The sequence below is a fragment of the Streptococcus oralis genome (assembly GCF_001579025.1).
Taxonomy (GTDB): Bacteria; Bacillota; Bacilli; order Lactobacillales; family Streptococcaceae; genus Streptococcus; species Streptococcus oralis_X.
The window spans coordinates 277,194-294,302 of record NZ_KQ970236.1 but is presented as its reverse complement, the minus strand read 5'-3'; the positions used below and the strand labels follow the sequence as shown (position 1 = coordinate 294,302).

The window sequence follows — 17,109 nt, the reverse complement described above, 5'->3', positions numbered from 1 at the left end:
AAGCTAATTCTAAGTCAGTCTTACAATCAGAATGAACTATAAAATTACGAATAATTCCACCCTTTCCTCTCTTTCTTCTACTTTTTTAAGAAAAAGCAATCTCAAATATGTTTTTCACCAAAAACCTCTTGACAAATGCTAAGCGACCATTAGAATGGGAGGTAAGGAGATAAATAGAAACAAAATAAACGAAACTGCTTCATAAAATGTAAGCGGTTTCGAACAAACAAAGGAGGGTTTTATGAAAAAACACTTTTGGGACAAATCCTGTCGCTATAGCATCCGCAAGCTGACGGTTGGGACTGCTTCTGTTTTACTGGGGGCTGTTTTTCTAGTCAACCATACTGTAGCTGCAGACAGTGTTGAGGTCAAGCAAACTGAACCAACCTCTGTCGAAGCTATCACTAAGCCTGATAGTGAACCCAAAGCTGCTGAAGCTACTGAAACTACAAAACCGTCTCTAGCCGAGAGCCCAGTAGTTTCCGAAAGCAAGCCAGCTAACGAGACTCAGACGACAAATAGTCAAGCTAGTGAAGAAGCCATTGTAGAAGCTAAAGAAAATAAGGAACCTGAAAAAGCAGATCAGCCGGTGACAAAGCAAGAAAACTATCAACTCAACTACGATCAGCCAACAGCTCCCTCCTATGATGGATGGGAAAAACAAGCCCTTCCTGTCGGAAACGGAGAAATGGGAGCCAAGGTTTTCGGACTCATTGGCGAAGAAAGAATCCAGTACAACGAAAAGACCCTCTGGTCAGGAGGACCACAACCCGATAGCACCGACTATAACGGAGGAAACTACAAGAATCGCTACAAGGTCTTAGCAGAGATACGTAAAGCCCTCGAAGCTGGTGATCGCCAAAAAGCCAAACAACTGGCTGAACAAAATCTAGTTGGACCAAACAACGCCCAGTATGGACGTTACCTAGCCTTTGGAGATATCTTTATGGTCTTTAATAACCAGAAGAAAGGACTAGATACTGTAACTGATTATCACCGTAATCTGGATATCACAGAAGCCACTACAACCACTTCTTACACCCAAGATGGGACGACCTTCAAACGCGAAACCTTCTCCAGCTATCCTGATGATGTCACTGTGACCCACTTGACCAAAAAAGGAAACAAGACACTTGACTTTACCCTTTGGAACAGTTTGACGGAAGACTTGCTTGCTAATGGCAACTACTCTTGGGAATATTCCAACTATAAGAATGGTCATGTCACTACAGATGCAAACGGAATCCTTCTAAAGGGAACTGTCAAAGATAACGGCCTCAAATTTGCATCCTATCTAGGAATTAAAACGGATGGAACGGTGACTGTTCAGAATGAGACACTAACCGTTACAGGCGCAAGTTATGCAACCCTCTACCTCAGCGCCAAAACAAACTTTGCTCAAAATCCTAAAACCAACTATCGAAAAGACATTGACCTCGAAAAAACAGTTAAAGGGATTGTAGAAGCTGCTAAGGCCAAAGACTACGAGACACTTAAAAAGGCCCATATCAAGGACTATCAAAGTCTCTTTAACCGCGTTAAACTAAACCTAGGCGGAAACAAGACTGCTCAAACGACAAAAGAGGCCCTTCAAGGCTATAACCCAGAAAAAGGGCAAAAATTGGAAGAACTCTTCTTCCAATACGGCCGATATCTACTCATCAGTTCGTCTCGTGATCGGACAGATGCCCTTCCTGCCAACCTCCAAGGAGTCTGGAATGCCGTAGACAATCCACCTTGGAACGCTGACTACCACCTCAATGTCAATTTGCAAATGAACTATTGGCCAGCCTACATGAGCAACCTTGCTGAAACAGCCAAGCCAATGATCAATTACATTGATGACATGCGCTACTATGGTCGTATTGCTGCCAAGGAATACGCTGGTATCGCATCCAAAGACGGACAAGAAAATGGTTGGCTGGTCCACACCCAGGCGACACCATTTGGCTGGACTACTCCAGGCTGGAATTACTACTGGGGTTGGTCTCCGGCTGCTAATGCTTGGATGATGCAGAACGTCTATGACTACTATAAATTCACCAAGGATGAGACCTATCTCAAAGAAAAGATTTATCCAATGCTCAAGGAAACAGCTAAGTTCTGGAACTCCTTCTTGCACTATGACCAGGCCAGTGACCGTTGGGTGTCTTCTCCATCCTACTCACCAGAACACGGAACCATCACCATCGGAAACACCTTTGACCAATCGCTAGTCTGGCAGCTATTCCACGACTACATGGAAGTTGCCAACCATCTGAAAGTCGACCAAGACTTAGTCACAGAGGTCAAGGCTAAATTTGACAAACTTAAACCACTTCACATCAATAAAGAGGGACGCATCAAGGAATGGTACGAGGAGGACAGTCCACAATTCACCAATGAAGGGATTGAAAACAACCACCGTCACGTTTCCCATCTAGTTGGTCTCTTCCCAGGTACGCTCTTTAGCAAGGACCAGGCTGAATACCTAGAAGCTGCGCGTGCTACCCTCAACCACCGTGGAGATGGTGGTACAGGTTGGTCTAAGGCCAATAAAATCAATCTCTGGGCTCGTCTGCTGGACGGTAACCGTGCCCATCGCTTGCTCGCCGAACAGCTCAAGTATTCAACCCTAGAAAACCTTTGGGATACCCACGCGCCTTTCCAAATCGACGGAAACTTTGGGGCAACCAGTGGGATGGCAGAAATGCTCCTCCAATCACATACTGGCTATATTGCACCATTACCAGCTCTTCCTGATGCTTGGAAGGACGGTCAGGTTTCTGGCTTGGTTGCCCGTGGAAACTTTGAAGTCAGCATGAAGTGGAAAGATAAAAACCTGCAAAGCTTGTCCTTCCTTTCAAATGTCGGTGGAGACCTAATTGTAGACTATCCAAATATCGAAGCCAGCCAAATCAAGGTCAATGGCAAACCAGTCAAGGCAACGATCCTTAAAGATAATCGTATCCAGCTTGCAACACAAAAAGGTGACGTCATTACCTTTGAACATTTCCCTGGCCGTGTGACCAGTCTGACAGCCGTTCGACAAAATGGAGTCACTGCCGAACTCACCTTTAACCAAGTAGAAGGCGCTACCCACTATGTCATCCAAAGACAAGTAAAAGATGAATCTGGCCAAACCTCTGCAACTAGAGAATTTGTAACCAATCAAACCCACTTTATTGACCGATCACTAAATCCTCAACTCGCCTATACTTATACCGTCAAGGCGATGCTGGGCGAAGTTTCCACACAAGTATCTGAAAAGGTCACTGTAGAAACTCCTAGTGAATTGATGGACGATCGAGATAACCGTATCCAGTACGGAGCTGCCTTTGGAAACTGGGCAGACTCAGAATTATTTGGAGGAACTGAGAAATTTGCTGACCTTTCAAAAGGAGACTACACAGACGAAGACCTCACTGCCACCATTCCTTTCACTGGCGTTGGTATCGAAATCTATGGACTGAAATCATCTGAACTAGGTCTTGCCACTGCTAAAATTGATGGCAAAGAGGTCGGCGAACTTGATTTCCATACTGCTGGAGCAACTGAAAAAGGTAGTCTCATCGGTCGCTTCTCAGGATTATCTGACGGACCTCACACATTGACTCTTCGTGTTAAACGTGAGCACAAAGGACGTGGTAGTGAGCGCTCGAAAATTTCCTTAGACTACTTCAAGATCCTAGCAGGAGCAGGAAATACGATTGAAAAAATGGATGATCGTGATTCGCGCATCCAGTATGGTTCCCAGTTTAAGGACTGGTCTGACCCTGAACTCTACGGAGGTACGGAAAAATACGCGGACATCAACAACAGTGACTCTAGTGCAGCTTCAGAAGCTCAGGCAACTATTTCCTTTACAGGGACAGGTATTCGTATTTATGGCTTGAAGAGCCTTGCCCTTGGACGAGCACGTGTTACACTAGATGGCAAAGAAATGCCCAGTCTAGACTTCTACACTTCAGGCGCAACTGAAAAGAGAGCCTTTATTGGCGAATTTACAAACCTTACTGACGGTCCGCACACCCTGACACTACAAGTTGACCCAGATTCGCCAGAAGGTCGCAAGAAAATCTCTCTAGACTCCTTTGATATCATCAAAGCCCCTGCTGTTGGTATAGATAGCCCGAGCATTGCGCCTCTTAAGGAAAATGACAAAACCATTTCCTTAAGCCTACCAGCTGGAGATTGGGAAGCCATCGCAGTGACCTTCCCAGGTGTCAAAGATCCTCTAGTTTTGCGTAAGGTGGATGAAACACATCTAGTTACAAGTGGAGATCAGACTATTCTATCAATCCAAGACAATCAGGTTCAAATCCCAATCCCTGAAGAAACCAATCGCAAATCTGGAAAAGCGATTGAAGCATATGCTATTCAAGGAACTACCACTAGCAGCCCTATCGTAGCCGTCTTTACTAAAAAGGATGAAAAGAAAGTTGATGAGAAGCAACCAACTACAAGCAAGGGAGAGGAACCAGCTCCTACTGTAGAAAAACCTGAGTACACTGGGCCTATCGGTACTGCAGGGCAAGAAGAACCGCCTACAGTTGAAAAGCCTGAATATACTGATCCTTTCCGAACGGCAGGGCAAGAGGAACCGCCTACAGTGACAATTCCTGAATACACTAAACCTATCGGAACAGCAGGGCAAGAAGATGCGCCTACTGTTGAAAAACCTGAGTACACCGAGCCTATCGGAACGGCAGGGCAAGAGGAAGCTCCTACTGTTGAAAAACCTGAGTACACTGACCCTATCGGAACTAGTGGGGATCAGGCTGCTCCAACCCTTAGCCTTCCTGATTATCCAGTTCGAGTCTTAAAAGATAAGAAAACTGGAGTGGAAATCATTGGTGGAATCAGTGACTTAGAAGGAATTTCTCACATCTCTAGCCGACGTGTCCTAGCTCAGGAACTCTTTGGTAAGACCTATGATGCTTACGACCTACAACTGAAAAATCCAACAGATCATAGCTTGCAGCCAAAAGGCTCTGTCTTGGTTCGCTTGCCTATTTCAACTAACGTAGAAAAGGTCTACTATATTACTCCGACCAAGGAGTTGCAAGCCCTTGATTTCACCGTTCGAGACGGAAAGGTAGAATTCATCACTAATCATTTCAGTACCTATGCTGTCGTCTATCAAGTTGCTGGAACAACCCCTAGTACAGATGAAAAACCAAGTGCTTCAGATACAGAAACCTTAGCACACGAGGCTGAACAACTTTCAGCTAGTCCGAGCCTTGCTAAAACTGGAAATCATTCTCCTAAAGAAGAACTTCCAGCAACAGGAGAAGCGTCCAACCCACTCCTATTCTTAGCAGGCCTCAGCCTAGCCCTCACAGCCACTTTTATGTTAAAAGGAAGAAAGGATAACTCCAACTAACCTTTAAGCACACAAAAACAGGATGAAGATCACCTTCATCCTGTTTTATTTTGTCATCAAAAGTTATGTTTACAGCAGGTATAAAAAGGCTAGGGTCAAGAGACTTGCTAGAAGTCCAACTCCCCAAAAGAAGAAGTCAACCTTCCACTCGCTCCAAGGATTGCCCTTGCCTGAGAATCCTCCAAGCTCAAAATGGTGATGGACAGGCGTCATACGGAAAATACGCTTTCCACCACTAAGTTTAAAGTAGGTGACTTGCATCATGACAGAGCTTGTCTCAAAGACATAGATAATCCCAATCAGCAAGAGGGTCCATTCTTGGTGGAGGGCCATAGAGATTGCTGCCAACATCCCCCCTAAAGCCAAACTCCCAACGTCCCCCATGAAGACCTTGGCAGGCTTGTGGTTAAAGACGAAGAAACCTAGCAAACCACCAATCATGGCAAGAATCACAAGAAGGATATCCAGTTGATTTTGCATATAAGCAATCACACCGTAGGCCGATAAGCTAATCACCACTGAAATACTTGCTAAGCCGTCAATCCCGTCCGTCAGATTCACCGCATTTGAAAAGCCAACTAGCCAGAAAAGGGCAAAGAAAATATAGAAAATTCCCAGATGTACTTGGTAGCCAAAGACTGAAAGCATGTCGCCACCACGCTCATAAAAGAGGTAGAAAATCACTCCTCCAAGGAGCTGGAGAGCAAGTTTTTGCTTGGGATTTAAGCCTTCGTTGATTTTACGAAAGACCTTGAGGAAATCATCCAAAAAACCTACCAAACCATACAAAACCAAGATAAACAAAATCATGCCTACATTGTTGGTCAATTGTTGGGTAAAGAGAGCGACAAGGAAGCTCACAACAACTGCAACGATCAGGAAGACAAGACCTCCCATGGTTGGAGTTCCAGCTTTTGCTTGGTGTTGCTTGACATCCTCGTGCATCTGCTGACCCGTAATCTGTGCTTTTCGATAAAATCGGATAAAGGCTGGAATACCTATCAAGGTCAATAGAAAGGCTAGAACTCCAGCACTAATGGAACTAATCATCTTAATCTCCTAAAGTTATTTTCATTTTTTTAATGTCTTTGAGGGCTGTATTGGCACGGACACTTTGTTTCTTGACCGTTTTGCCACTACCTTCCCACTCGACTTCTATATTCAGCCATTTGGCAAATGTTTGCACATTTTCATCTGTCCAGCCGTACATATCAGGCATTTCTTCGACCTTATCTGACAGGATCAAGATCTGCTGATTGGCTTCCAAATTATCTCCTTCAGAAACCGAGAGTTCCTTGATCTTGGTTCCTGTTCCGATAACGATTGGTTGGACAAGGTTGCGACGCAATTCCTCTGCTAGGTCTCCCGGAGTAAAGTCCTTGGTAGCTGGCATGGCATAGCTTGTCGTCTTGCTGACCTGATCTAAGCTCTTGGCAGTTGACTGAAGATTGAGAGATTCTTTCATAGCTGAAGCCCGCTCCAAGATTGGGGTGGCAAATTCTCCCAACTGGATACCTGAATAATGCTCAGGCTGTTGAACCGTTACATACAAGATAAAATCAGGATTTTCAGCAGGATTCATAGTCACAACTGAGAAAATATAATTGGTAGAACCAACCAAGTATCCTCCATTTTTCTCATCAGCGATTTGAGCCGTACCGGATTTAACTGCTACATTTTGTCCAGGAACTGTTATAATTGGCTTTCCTGTGTAGTGATTATACATAGTTCCATATAGAGGGTCCGTCCCAACTAAGATCATGTGATTTCGAGTTGTGCTTGCTGCCTCTTTGGAAACAGGATTTCCTACTATTTCTTTTTGTGACTTACGTACAGACTGATTGTTAGTATCATAAATAGCACTTATAAATTTTGGCTCCAGCATAACTCCATCATTAGCAATAGCTGTAAAGGCACGAAGCATTTGTGTTTGTGTCACTGAAATTCCTTGCCCAAATGAGCTTTGAGCAATACTAACAATATTATCAGCTGGAAGTTGACCAGCGTATTCATCTGTCAAGCCAAAGCGAGTTGGAACCCCAAATTTAAAGCGTTTTAGATAATCCAACCAAGTAGCATCTCCCATTTTTTGTTCAAGTAGACTCATTCCAACATTACTGGAGTGAGCGAAACCTTGTAAGAAAGTCATCATCCCACCAGTAGTCAAACCATCATTAACATCCCAATCTCGAGTCGTCGCATCCGCTATTTTGAATTCACTGCTATTGAAGTATTCTCCACTTGGGAAGGTATTATTATCAATAGAAGAAGCTAACGTCATAACCTTCATGGCTGATCCTGGTTCATAGTTACTTTGATAAAGAATATCACGCCAAACAAAGTCCTTAGTAATTCCTTCTTTAGTATCTGCATTAAAGGTCGGTCGTTGAGTGGTAGCAAGGATTTCACCGGTCTTTGCACTGACCAAGGTCGCGGTCATATACTTACCTTTTAGTTTTTCTTGGAAGGCATCCATTTGACTTTCCATAAAGGACTGCAAAGGACTAGATAGGGTCGTATAGACGTCTTTCCCGTTTACGGTCTGTTGGGTGACTTGTTCTGTACCAGGAACAATATTACCTAGACGGTCTTTTTCGTATGTAATAATACCATCTGTCCCTGCCAATAAACTATTTAAGGAACTCTCGATACCAGATGTCCCAATTAGACTTTTCGTGCCATCTTCATTTTCATGTAACTGTGCTAAACCAATAAAGGATGATGCAAATTTCCCATTTGGATAACTTCTATTTGGACTAGTCGTAAAATTAATACCCTCAACCTTAGCAGTTTCCAAGTCCTTTTTAATGGCCATCATGTTGGCGTAAGTGATTCCATTACCTTTAACACCAAAGGAAACTTGCTTGAGATTTGGTTTAGAAAGTTGTTCCTTGACATAAGACTCCTCCATATCTAGGTATTTATGGAAAATTTCAGCTACCTTATTAAATTGAGAATCCTCTACATAGAGAATTTTGCCTGTTGCTGACTTGTAGGTCTTGTCAATAACGGCATAGATATTATAAGAAGTCGCATCCTCTGCAATAGGCGTTCCATTACGATCGTAGATGGTGCCCCGTTTTGCAGGAATCGTCTTGGTTGTTTGATGGACCTTGTTGGCTTCTTGAACCAAGTCCTTACCAAATTTTTTACCCGTTCCGATAATGACCGCAAAGTTGACCAAAAAGACCGCGAAGAGTATGACAGCCAATAAACTCAGGCTTTTCCCTACTCTTCGACGATTTTCTTCTGTAGATTTACGGTTACGAACGGCATAACGGATGATTTTTTCTTTCCACTGTTTCATTTCTTACTCCGCTGCTCGGATATTTTCGTTATTCAGCTGCAAATCCTTGGAGTTTGCAATCTCTTTCAAACGTTCTGAACGAATCAATTCATTGACCTCTTGCTTGGCATCGTCTAGCTCGGTTTTCTTTTCTTCGATTTGAGCATTGACCTTAGTCAATTCATTCTGAACTTGTAATAGCTTGGTCTGCATAAACACAACGCTAATTGCCAGGATAATCATTGTTGCAGCAATCGAAACATAGAAGGCCTTTTCCACACGTGAAAAACCTTTAAACTTCGTTTGCAATAACTGGCTTGTTTTTTCGATTCTTTCTGCCATGTTTTTCCTCTTACTTGTGAATTTTTCTAGCCACGCGCAACTTGGCTGAATGCGAACGATTGTTGGCTTCTAGCTCTTCGGCACTTGGCAAGATTGGCTTGCGGGATACCAATTCCATCTTGGGCTTAAGGTCATCTGGAATGAAGGGCAAGCCTTTGGGAACTTCCACTGTTGAAGCTTCCTTGAACAATTGCTTGGTCAAGCGGTCTTCTAGAGAATGGAAGGTAATCACTGAGATTCTACCATCTAGAGCCAACATATCCATAGCCTGCTGGATAGATTCATCTGCCGCCCCCAGTTCATCATTGACTTCGATTCGGATAGCCTGGAAAATCTGCTTGGCAGGGTGTCCCTTTTTCTTGAGTTCCTTGGCAGGCTTGGCCGACTTGATAATCTCTGCCAACTCCGTCGTCGTCTCAATGGGTTTCACCTCACGCGCTTGTTCAATCTTGCGGGCAATCTGTTTAGAGAATTTATCCTCACCATACTTGAAAAAGATCCGAACCAAGTCATGATAGTCATAATGATTGACCACCTCATAGGCCGTCAGACTAGCTTCCTGATTCATCCGCATATCCAGTGGCGCATCCTTTTTATAAGAAAAGCCACGTTCACGCTGATCTAGCTGAGGACTGGACACTCCCAAGTCATAACAAATTCCATCAATTTCCTGGACACCATCCTCCTGCAAACGTGCCTGCAAATGACGGAAGTTATCCTTGATAAAGGTTACCATCCCCTTTTCGATATAGGGTGCCAACCGTTTTTGCGCATTGTCAATGGCATTCTGGTCCTGGTCAAAGGCATAGAGATGCCCTTTTTCGCTCAATTTACTTAATAAATATTCGCTATGGCCTGCTCCGCCCAAAGTCGCATCAACGTAGATACCGTCAGGTTTTACGTCAAGCATATCAATCGTTTCATGAAGCAAGACCGTTACATGATGAAATTCTTTTGTCATATCCTATCTATTTTACCACAAATCTGACCAGCTTGCACTTGTCAGACAAGGCTAAGTTTCTTCGAAAAAAATTCTCAAAAAAATGTCGTGTATACTTGACACACCATCTCCAAAAGAATATAATATAGTCAAATATATGCGACATATCAGAAAGGAGATCCTATGAATCGTGTGAAAGAATTCCGCAAGGAATTGGGCATTTCTCAGCTCGAGCTCGCCAAAGATATCGGTGTCTCGAGACAGACCATCAACATGATTGAAAACGACAAGTACAATCCAACCCTGGAACTCTGTCTCAACCTCGCCCGCAGCCTCCAAACTGACCTCAATAGCCTCTTTTGGGAAGACGATTTTTAAAAAAGGAGCAAACAAATGAAAAAAGAAACTCTCACTGAAAAACTCATCAAACGCATATACGGTATTTCTGGTCCCCTTGACGAACACAAACGGCGCGAGGCCGATCGTATCGGGAATCAGGTCTTTATCGTTCTCTTTTATCTCATGATATTTGGCAACCTCATCCCCTTTGTCCTTGCTTATAAATACCCGCAAATTGTCGCTATCGGCTATCCTCTCGTGGTGTTTGGTATTTCGATGATGGCTGCCCTCTATGTGGTCTCTCAAACCAAAAAAACGGGCATCACAGCTATTGATCCCGAAATGTTAAGTAAGAAAGAAAGTAAACAGCTACATTTTCCTGGTCTAAAAGCTGGTCTGATCTATGGCATGGGCATGTTCTTTGGAATACCGCTTCTGAATGTCCTAACCGATGATAGCAAGGATTATCTTGGTTCTCTTTTAAATACAGGACATTTTGTATCAACTATCCTAGCTACCCTCTTCTTCGGAGTGACCATACAAATTATCGTCTCTCTTCGCATTCAAAAAGCCAAGAAAGAGCAAGAAGACGACTAGGAGGTGCCTTATGAAATCACTAGCTAAACTACTGATCAGTCATGTTTTTATCAGTATTTTTGTTACCTTTTTCCTACTTTCTGGACATATTAAGCATCCTTTCTTAATTATCTTTCTTTTATTCCTTCCTGTATTGAACAAGGGACAGAGATTCCAGAAAATCCAATCAAAAAAATACATCTTCTAAAGGCATCTCTCTGTTTTATCCTCGTATCCTTTCCACAACTTTTAACAAATCCTATGGATTGGAGATACCTGGTATTTCTAATAATCTGTATCATTTCGAGTTTGGTTTACTTCTATACTCTCTATCAACTCTTTAAAGAAATCAATCAAAAATCGCTCATTTAGGAGATTACTCCCATGAAAAAAGAAGATCTCACCACTCGCTTACTCAAACTATTCTTTCACATACAAGGGCCTTTTGATGAATGCCGTCAAGAGATGATTTACAAGGCTTGTGCCCGTGCCTTGATCCAAATCGTATACTCCTCCCTCCTACTCTTCTTGTTCTATCTCCTATTTGGACGCTTCATAGAGTTGATTCGAGATGCCATGCCCTACCTCTATTTTGGACTTATCTTCGTTCTCTCATCTAGGGCGAGACTAGCAGTTCGCAACTTACATTTAGACAAGGATGACCCGTCCGAAATCCATCACAAAAGCTACAGCAAAAGCCAAATCAACCTTCGTAGTTGGGGTGTATTCATCAGTATTCCAATTGGCTTGTTTGTCTTATCAGCCTTTCACAAACTCTTTGTTCAGCATCTCCCCCTCAATACCTTTTGGGACAATCTCTCCCAGTTCGATAAAACGCTCCCTTTACTAGTCTTAGGTTTGGGAATTGGTGCCATCTTTGGAACAATGACCTACACCTTTTTATCGGAACACGTTAAAAAATAGAGCAAGATTCGCTAATTTCTCATTTTATAGGTAAAGAATCCCACCTAGTTCGTTCTAGGTGGGATTTCCACTTCAATTCATAGGATATTTTCCAAAATATCTACTGACCCTCGTCACCAATTCTCCCACTGGGTTTCAATCTTGACATCACCATAGTTGCTTGGCGAGTATTTACTGTCATAAATCGAGCACCAGTCTTTTAAAACCTTCTGATTGACGATTTCGTCGAAGTCTTTCTCTAATTCTTCTTTGGAAATATTATTTTTTCTTAAATATTCTCTTACTTTTTCTTCATCATCAATAAATTGACCTGGTTGCCTTGGCTCTTCAAAAATCGCAAGCTCTTTTTTGAGGATTTTCTTTTTTATATTATAGTGTGCTGAATACCATAGGGTAATATTCGAATTAGTCTTTCTTTCAAAAAGAATCGTCATTCCTTTAATACCTGAACCAAAATTAAATCCAATACTTATGTCTTTATAACCTTCAGGATGAGTTTGATACTTCCCTGAAGGGGTGTATGCAAAATATTCTCCATCATTAGGCCAACCTGGACTAATTTTAAACCCATCTATGTTTCTTAAAATATTATTTGTACGATATGTCTTCTCTGTCTCCTGGTAGATTTCATCAAAAATATTTTTAGGTTGACGGATAAAAAAGTAAAAACAGGTGAATATGATAAATGACATTAACGCTGCCCTACCTAGTAGTTTCTTCATTAACTTTTCCTCCTAGTCTGCCACAGCCTCTAAACGATTTAAAAATGTGGACACTTCTGGGTATTTTTCCTCAATATACTCTTTAATAGATGCCTCACCCTTTCTCAGTATATCCGCAGGCGCTACCCCTGCGTAGATTGTACCTTTGACCTTTTTCCAATCTTTATTTTTTAAGAATTCCCTTTCTCTCTGAGAGGAGTCTTTTTGAAGGTCAGCATAGTAAGAAGAGATAGCTTGATCATAGGATTGCCCCTTCTGCATACGGCCGATAAGGTTGACCGAGTCCAAATCTGCCTTGTAATCATCCTCGCCAATGCTTGGTTTCATATCCGTAGCATTTTTAGTCGTGTCTCCCTCCCATCCAGAAAGATCTCTGACATTCTCTCTACCACCATAGACGTCGGATAACTGAAAGCTGCCAGGATTTAGATGAGTAGCCATAGTGATGGACTGGTGGGTAAAGTCTGCGTGGCCTATCACCAATTCTCCCACTGGGTTTCAATCTTGACATCGCCATAGTTGCTTGGTGAATACTTACTGTCATAGATGGAACACCAGTCTTTCAAGACTTTCTGGTTAACGATTTCATCGTAATAAAAATCCAAATCCTTGGCAGTGATACCGTACTGCTCTAGATAGGATTTCACTTGGGCCTCGTCTTCGATATAAGTTTCCGATCTATTTTCATAAATCAGAATTTTTTTAACTAATACTTTTTTCTTAAATTCGTAATGAATAACAAAGTTAATTTTTTCTCCTGAGTTAGCATATCTTTCAAACCAAATATTTACCCCTTTACTACTACCATCAAAATTAAACCGTAGTTCTAAATTCTTCACATCGCTTCCAAGAGAAGAATCATCGTATGTTATTATTGATTCATACTTATCCGTTTCATTCATATTCGAATCATAAAGCTTTCGATTTTTTACTGTCACATTTTTTAAGTCTTTGAAGTTATAATGGCCCAAATAATTTTTTGCTGTCTCTTGGTAAATTTCATCAAAAATATTTTTAGGTTGACGCACAAAAAAGTAAAAACAAGATGATACGATTATCACGAATAAAGCTACTAGGCCTAGGATTTTCTTCATATTGTCACCAATTTTCCCACTGGGTTTCAATCTTGACATCGCCATAGTTGCTTGGCGAGTACTTGCTGTTATAAATCGTGCACCAGTCCTTCAAGACTTTCTGGTTGACGATTTCGTCGTAGTAGGAATCCAAGTCCTTAGCAGTGATACCGTACTGCTCTAGATAGGATTTCACCTGAGCTTCGTCTTCGATATAAGTTTCCGTATCTGCTTTCTTTAAACCTATTTTGACAAATTTTTTTAAAGTACGGTCTTTATGAGAATATACAGTCCACATTTTTATATTCACGTTAGACTCTATACTTTTTTCAAATGAAATCAAGCTTAATTGAGCTTCGGATTTAAAATTAAAATCTATAGCAATTTTCTCATAGCTATCTGGTAAAGCATTTCCCTTATAGACCACATTTGGATAAAATCTAGAATCATCACTATACTCTTGATATTTATGTGCTTCAACATCTTTCAACTTGTTAAAGACATTATTTCCTAGATAGGTCTTCTCCGTCTCTTGGTAAATTTCATCAAAAATGTTTTTAGGTTGACGCACAAAAAAGTAAAAACAGGATGATACGATTATCACGAATAAGGCTACTAAACCGAGTGTTTTCTTCATTAACTTTTCCTCCTAATCTGCCACAGCCTCTAAACGATTTAAAAATGTGGATACTTCTGGGTATTTTTCCTCAATATACTCTTTAATAGATGCCTCACCCTTTCTCAGTATATCTGTAGGCGCTACCCCTGCATAAATCGTACCTTTGACCTGTTTCCAATCCTTATTTTTCAAGAATTCTCTTTCTCTCTGAGAAGAGTCTTTTTGAAGGTCAGCATAGTAAGAAGAGATAGCTTGGTCATAGGATTGCCCCTTCTGCATACGGCCGGTAAGGTTGACCGAGTCCAAATCTGCTTTGTAATCATCTTCTCCGATACTTGGTTTCATATCGTTTGCATTAAAGGTCGTATCTCCCTCCCAGCCTGAGAGGTCTTTGACATGCTCTCTACCGCCATAGAGATCGGCTAACTGAGCTTGATTAGGATTAAGGTGAGTCGCCATAGTGATGGACTGGTGGGTGAAGTCTGCATGGCCTGCTCCATTGTTAGAATAGGCCTTTAACTTGCTGTCCCAAAATTCGTCAAATTTATTATTTTTGCCATAAACTTTTTCATACTTATCTTTCGCTTCATTATACTCTGACAAGTCTCTTGACTTCATTGTCTCCGAATCACTCCCTCCACCAGCTAGTGTATGTTGCAATCTAAGATTATAGTACAGTTCTTTGGCCTTTTCTTCTTTCAACCCCAGTTCTTGAAAGATTTCAAGAACTGGTTTCAAAGTTCTCAATTTTTGGCCTGTATTCGGATCACTCACAAATTCGTAATAAAAATATTGCCACAATCCACCTGCCGTTTCGTTCCACTTAAAGTCATCATAGTTGGCCGCACCGACGACTCGCAAAAAGATATAGTCACGGAACTCTTGACTAGAGGTTGGGAACTTCTTGTCTATCCCTTGCTTGATGGTCAAGAGCTGTTGGGCTGTCTCTGCGTCAAAGCCGTATTCTGCCATCATGGTTTGGACAAAGGCCTTCTCTTGACGGCTGAGCTTCAAATCCTTTGTGTCAGAATAGGCAGTCAGGTAGTTGGCCCAAGTCAGGTCAGATGGAACTTTAAAGACCCCATTTTTTGCATCCCAACTACTTTCAATCTGGGCCAGTCCACGACTCAGTTGCACATCGATACTGTCTAGTTCATCGAAAAGCCCTCCTGAGTAGCTATCATAGGCACGCAGGTCTCTCAAGATCGTTTCATAGACGCGTTTATTCGCATGGTGTCCTCGCATGAGTTCCACATTACTGCGTCTCAATCTCCCCTTTTCTTCACTATCCATGGTCAAGCTCGAAAGAGATTGGTTGACTTCATCTAGATAAGCAATCATTTGCTCTTCCTGACGGATCTTATCAAGCAGATCATCCTCGCGCCAACTCTTGCTGTCGACCATCGTTTGGTAGTCTTCTGGTAATTTCTTGATAGCTTGAGAGAAGGTTTCTGCATAGAGTTGTCCCCCTTTGCTCAAGGGCAATAAGACACTTGCAAAAAAACTTCTAGCCGAATCATAAGCATCGCCCTTTAGACTATCCGTATCTTCTGAAAACTTTTGAATAGCTGATTGCAAGTCTTGATAAGCCTCCACCTGAGATTGGCACATGGTTGCTACACTCGAACTTTGTAGTTGTGATTGTTCTAAGTACATATCAATGCCCATGTCGTTTCTCCTCCTCTCTTTCTAGTTCTTTGCGTCTTTCATAGTAGACCTCATCCAAGTCTCCCTCTAACCGGAATTTTTCTTTTTTCAAATCATCCATGTGGTAGCTGAGATCCTCAAAGATTTGATTTTTAAGTTGGTTTCTTTGCAGGAGCGTTTCTTCCAACTGTCCTGCGTATCGGCTTTGATAGGCCACCTCCCACAAATCATTTTGATAACGGTGACTAGCTCTATCATACCCTTCAAAGGTTTCTATCAGTTCTTTGGTGCGATACTTCTCTTTTCCATTGTCTTCTAGCTGGTACAAGAGTTCTCGCTCTCTTTTCTTCAACTCATCCAACCTGCTCATGTATGACTCCTAAAACCATTGGCAGCCGCTTCATCTAGCGCCTCAAAATCACTCGCTACAGAGTGCAGTCGTTCTGAAGTCAAGGTGACAGCGGCTGTAATCTGACTAGCTAGATTTTGATCCTTTGTCAGACATTGATGGGCCTTGTTATTCCCTTGAAGAGTCGTTAGGTCATCTTGACTAGCCGCAGCGATCGCTGTTAACGATTGACAAGCATTTTTCAACTGAGTCGCATATGTTTGCGCAAGATTTAGATCACTTTTTACTGTTGACATGACTATTCTATCCTTTTTCTCATTCCCTAGTGATAGGTTCACTCCATTTAGCTATATAGGCCTATTATACCATGTTTCATAAAAGGAGCATCATTTTGTCCTGATTTATTTACTATTGTGTATTTTTTCAACAACTTCTCTCATCCGACTCGACGAAAAAAGTAAAAACTGTTAGAATGTAGAAAAAGAAAAGAGGCCCTCATGACCAGTATATATGATTTTTCCGTTTTAAACCAAAATAACCGAGCGACTCCCCTAGAGAGCTATCGTGGCAAAGTGCTCTTGATTGTCAACACTGCTACTGGATGTGGCTTAACGCCCCAGTACCAAGGGCTCCAAGACCTCTATGAACGCTATCAAGATAAGGGCTTTGAAATCCTAGATTTCCCTTGCAATCAATTCATGGGACAAGCACCCGGCAGCGCAGAGGAAATCAATAGCTTCTGCAGTCTACACTACCAGACCACTTTCCCTCGCTTTGCCAAGATCAAGGTCAACGGCAAGGAGGCTGATCCTCTTTATGTTTGGCTAAAAGACCAGAAGTCTGGTCCGCTAGGAAAACGAATCGAATGGAATTTTGCTAAGTTTCTCATTGACCCGAGATGGGCAAGTCCTTGAGCGCTTCTCTTCC

General features: G+C 42.1%; 15 protein-coding genes and 2 pseudogenes. 6 read left to right on the top strand and 11 right to left on the bottom strand.

All coding sequences use genetic code 11. The annotated features are described in order from the left end of the window. The first annotated feature begins 241 nt into the window (after positions 1–241). The gene (locus tag SORDD27_RS09790) at positions 242–5,365 is read left to right on the top strand and encodes an SIALI-17 repeat-containing surface protein (protein ID WP_081103399.1); all 5,124 of its coding nucleotides are present in this window, start codon (positions 242–244) and stop codon (positions 5,363–5,365) included. Positions 5,366–5,434: 69 nt separating this feature from the next. On the opposite strand, the gene mraY is transcribed toward SORDD27_RS09790, so the two are convergent. Genes mraY through rsmH form a run of 4 tightly spaced genes read right to left on the bottom strand, consistent with a single transcriptional unit; the run spans position 5,435 to position 9,954 of the window. Next, the gene (gene mraY / locus SORDD27_RS07640) at positions 5,435–6,415 is read right to left on the bottom strand and encodes a phospho-N-acetylmuramoyl-pentapeptide-transferase (protein WP_000625795.1); all 981 of its coding nucleotides are present in this window, start codon (positions 6,413–6,415) and stop codon (positions 5,435–5,437) included. Position 6,416: 1 nt separating this feature from the next. Further along, entirely contained in the window at positions 6,417–8,672 is a 2,256-nt protein-coding gene (pbp2x, locus tag SORDD27_RS07635) for a penicillin-binding protein PBP2X (protein ID WP_061428374.1), read from the bottom strand. Between the two features lie 3 nt (positions 8,673–8,675). Further along, entirely contained in the window at positions 8,676–8,993 is a 318-nt protein-coding gene (ftsL, locus tag SORDD27_RS07630) for a cell division protein FtsL (RefSeq protein ID WP_000840795.1), read from the bottom strand. Between the two features lie 10 nt (positions 8,994–9,003). Further along, positions 9,004–9,954, bottom strand: coding sequence for a 16S rRNA (cytosine(1402)-N(4))-methyltransferase RsmH (rsmH, locus tag SORDD27_RS07625; RefSeq protein WP_061428372.1), 951 nt, complete (start codon positions 9,952–9,954; stop codon positions 9,004–9,006). Between the two features lie 162 nt (positions 9,955–10,116). On the opposite strand from rsmH, the gene SORDD27_RS07620 reads away from it, so the two are divergent. From SORDD27_RS07620 to SORDD27_RS07605, 4 genes and pseudogenes are all read left to right on the top strand, one after another. After that, on the top strand, positions 10,117–10,311 hold the full coding sequence (locus SORDD27_RS07620; protein WP_001082470.1) for a helix-turn-helix transcriptional regulator: 195 nt from the start codon (positions 10,117–10,119) through the stop codon (positions 10,309–10,311). 15 nt (positions 10,312–10,326) lie between these two features. Then, positions 10,327–10,869 carry a DUF3278 domain-containing protein gene (locus SORDD27_RS07615; protein WP_061428370.1) on the top strand — a complete coding sequence of 181 codons (543 nt, stop codon included), beginning with the start codon at positions 10,327–10,329 and terminating at the stop codon, positions 10,867–10,869. A gap of 10 nt (positions 10,870–10,879) precedes the next feature. Next, positions 10,880–11,220, top strand: a pseudogene (locus SORDD27_RS10390) (hypothetical protein). A 12-nt stretch (positions 11,221–11,232) separates the two neighbouring features. Continuing rightward, complete coding sequence (locus SORDD27_RS07605) at positions 11,233–11,772, top strand: DUF3278 domain-containing protein (RefSeq protein WP_061428368.1); 540 nt, start codon at positions 11,233–11,235, stop codon at positions 11,770–11,772. Between the two features lie 113 nt (positions 11,773–11,885). Here the strand turns inward: SORDD27_RS07605 and SORDD27_RS07600 are convergent, their stop codons facing one another. The 7 genes from SORDD27_RS07600 to SORDD27_RS07570 are packed head-to-tail and all read right to left on the bottom strand — an operon-like array spanning position 11,886 to position 16,478. After that, positions 11,886–12,494 carry a TipC family immunity protein gene (locus tag SORDD27_RS07600; RefSeq protein WP_000734669.1) on the bottom strand — a complete coding sequence of 203 codons (609 nt, stop codon included), beginning with the start codon at positions 12,492–12,494 and terminating at the stop codon, positions 11,886–11,888. A 12-nt stretch (positions 12,495–12,506) separates the two neighbouring features. Beyond that, entirely contained in the window at positions 12,507–12,974 is a 468-nt protein-coding gene (locus tag SORDD27_RS07595) for a hypothetical protein (protein ID WP_002881860.1), read from the bottom strand. Continuing rightward, on the bottom strand, positions 12,971–13,588 hold the full coding sequence (locus tag SORDD27_RS07590; RefSeq protein ID WP_000721848.1) for a TipC family immunity protein: 618 nt from the start codon (positions 13,586–13,588) through the stop codon (positions 12,971–12,973). The genes SORDD27_RS07595 and SORDD27_RS07590 overlap by 4 nt, the downstream gene beginning before the upstream one ends. Positions 13,589–13,592: 4 nt before the next feature. Then, complete coding sequence (locus tag SORDD27_RS07585; RefSeq protein ID WP_000751738.1) at positions 13,593–14,204, bottom strand: TipC family immunity protein; 612 nt, start codon at positions 14,202–14,204, stop codon at positions 13,593–13,595. Positions 14,205–14,216: 12 nt separating this feature from the next. After that, positions 14,217–15,854, bottom strand: a complete 1,638-nt coding sequence (locus tag SORDD27_RS07580; protein ID WP_000510502.1) for a T7SS effector LXG polymorphic toxin — start codon at positions 15,852–15,854, stop codon at positions 14,217–14,219. Next, complete coding sequence (locus tag SORDD27_RS07575; RefSeq protein WP_000088602.1) at positions 15,844–16,203, bottom strand: DUF3958 family protein; 360 nt, start codon at positions 16,201–16,203, stop codon at positions 15,844–15,846. The genes SORDD27_RS07580 and SORDD27_RS07575 overlap by 11 nt, the downstream gene beginning before the upstream one ends. Further along, a complete protein-coding gene (locus SORDD27_RS07570; protein WP_000108756.1) occupies positions 16,200–16,478 on the bottom strand; it encodes a TIGR04197 family type VII secretion effector in 279 nt (92 codons plus the stop codon). Before SORDD27_RS07570 ends, SORDD27_RS07575 begins: the two co-directional genes overlap by 4 nt. Before the next feature lie 201 nt (positions 16,479–16,679). Here SORDD27_RS07570 and SORDD27_RS07565 point away from each other — a divergent pair. After that, a pseudogene (locus SORDD27_RS07565) lies at positions 16,680–17,109 on the top strand (glutathione peroxidase); the annotation flags it as partial.

Excerpts from the sequence above, each read along its gene's own strand:
- SORDD27_RS09790 (WP_081103399.1), top strand. The coding sequence starts at position 242 with ATGAAAAAACACTTTTGGGACAAATCCTGTCGCTATAGCATCCGCAAG.
- mraY (WP_000625795.1), bottom strand. The coding sequence starts at position 6,415 with ATGATTAGTTCCATTAGTGCTGGAGTTCTAGCCTTTCTATTGACCTTG.
- pbp2x (WP_061428374.1), bottom strand. The coding sequence starts at position 8,672 with ATGAAACAGTGGAAAGAAAAAATCATCCGTTATGCCGTTCGTAACCGT.
- ftsL (WP_000840795.1), bottom strand. The coding sequence starts at position 8,993 with ATGGCAGAAAGAATCGAAAAAACAAGCCAGTTATTGCAAACGAAGTTT.
- rsmH (WP_061428372.1), bottom strand. The coding sequence starts at position 9,954 with ATGACAAAAGAATTTCATCATGTAACGGTCTTGCTTCATGAAACGATT.
- SORDD27_RS07620 (WP_001082470.1), top strand. The coding sequence starts at position 10,117 with ATGAATCGTGTGAAAGAATTCCGCAAGGAATTGGGCATTTCTCAGCTC.
- SORDD27_RS07615 (WP_061428370.1), top strand. The coding sequence starts at position 10,327 with ATGAAAAAAGAAACTCTCACTGAAAAACTCATCAAACGCATATACGGT.
- SORDD27_RS07605 (WP_061428368.1), top strand. The coding sequence starts at position 11,233 with ATGAAAAAAGAAGATCTCACCACTCGCTTACTCAAACTATTCTTTCAC.
- SORDD27_RS07600 (WP_000734669.1), bottom strand. The coding sequence starts at position 12,494 with ATGAAGAAACTACTAGGTAGGGCAGCGTTAATGTCATTTATCATATTC.
- SORDD27_RS07590 (WP_000721848.1), bottom strand. The coding sequence starts at position 13,588 with ATGAAGAAAATCCTAGGCCTAGTAGCTTTATTCGTGATAATCGTATCA.
- SORDD27_RS07585 (WP_000751738.1), bottom strand. The coding sequence starts at position 14,204 with ATGAAGAAAACACTCGGTTTAGTAGCCTTATTCGTGATAATCGTATCA.
- SORDD27_RS07580 (WP_000510502.1), bottom strand. The coding sequence starts at position 15,854 with ATGGGCATTGATATGTACTTAGAACAATCACAACTACAAAGTTCGAGT.
- SORDD27_RS07575 (WP_000088602.1), bottom strand. The coding sequence starts at position 16,203 with ATGAGCAGGTTGGATGAGTTGAAGAAAAGAGAGCGAGAACTCTTGTAC.
- SORDD27_RS07570 (WP_000108756.1), bottom strand. The coding sequence starts at position 16,478 with ATGTCAACAGTAAAAAGTGATCTAAATCTTGCGCAAACATATGCGACT.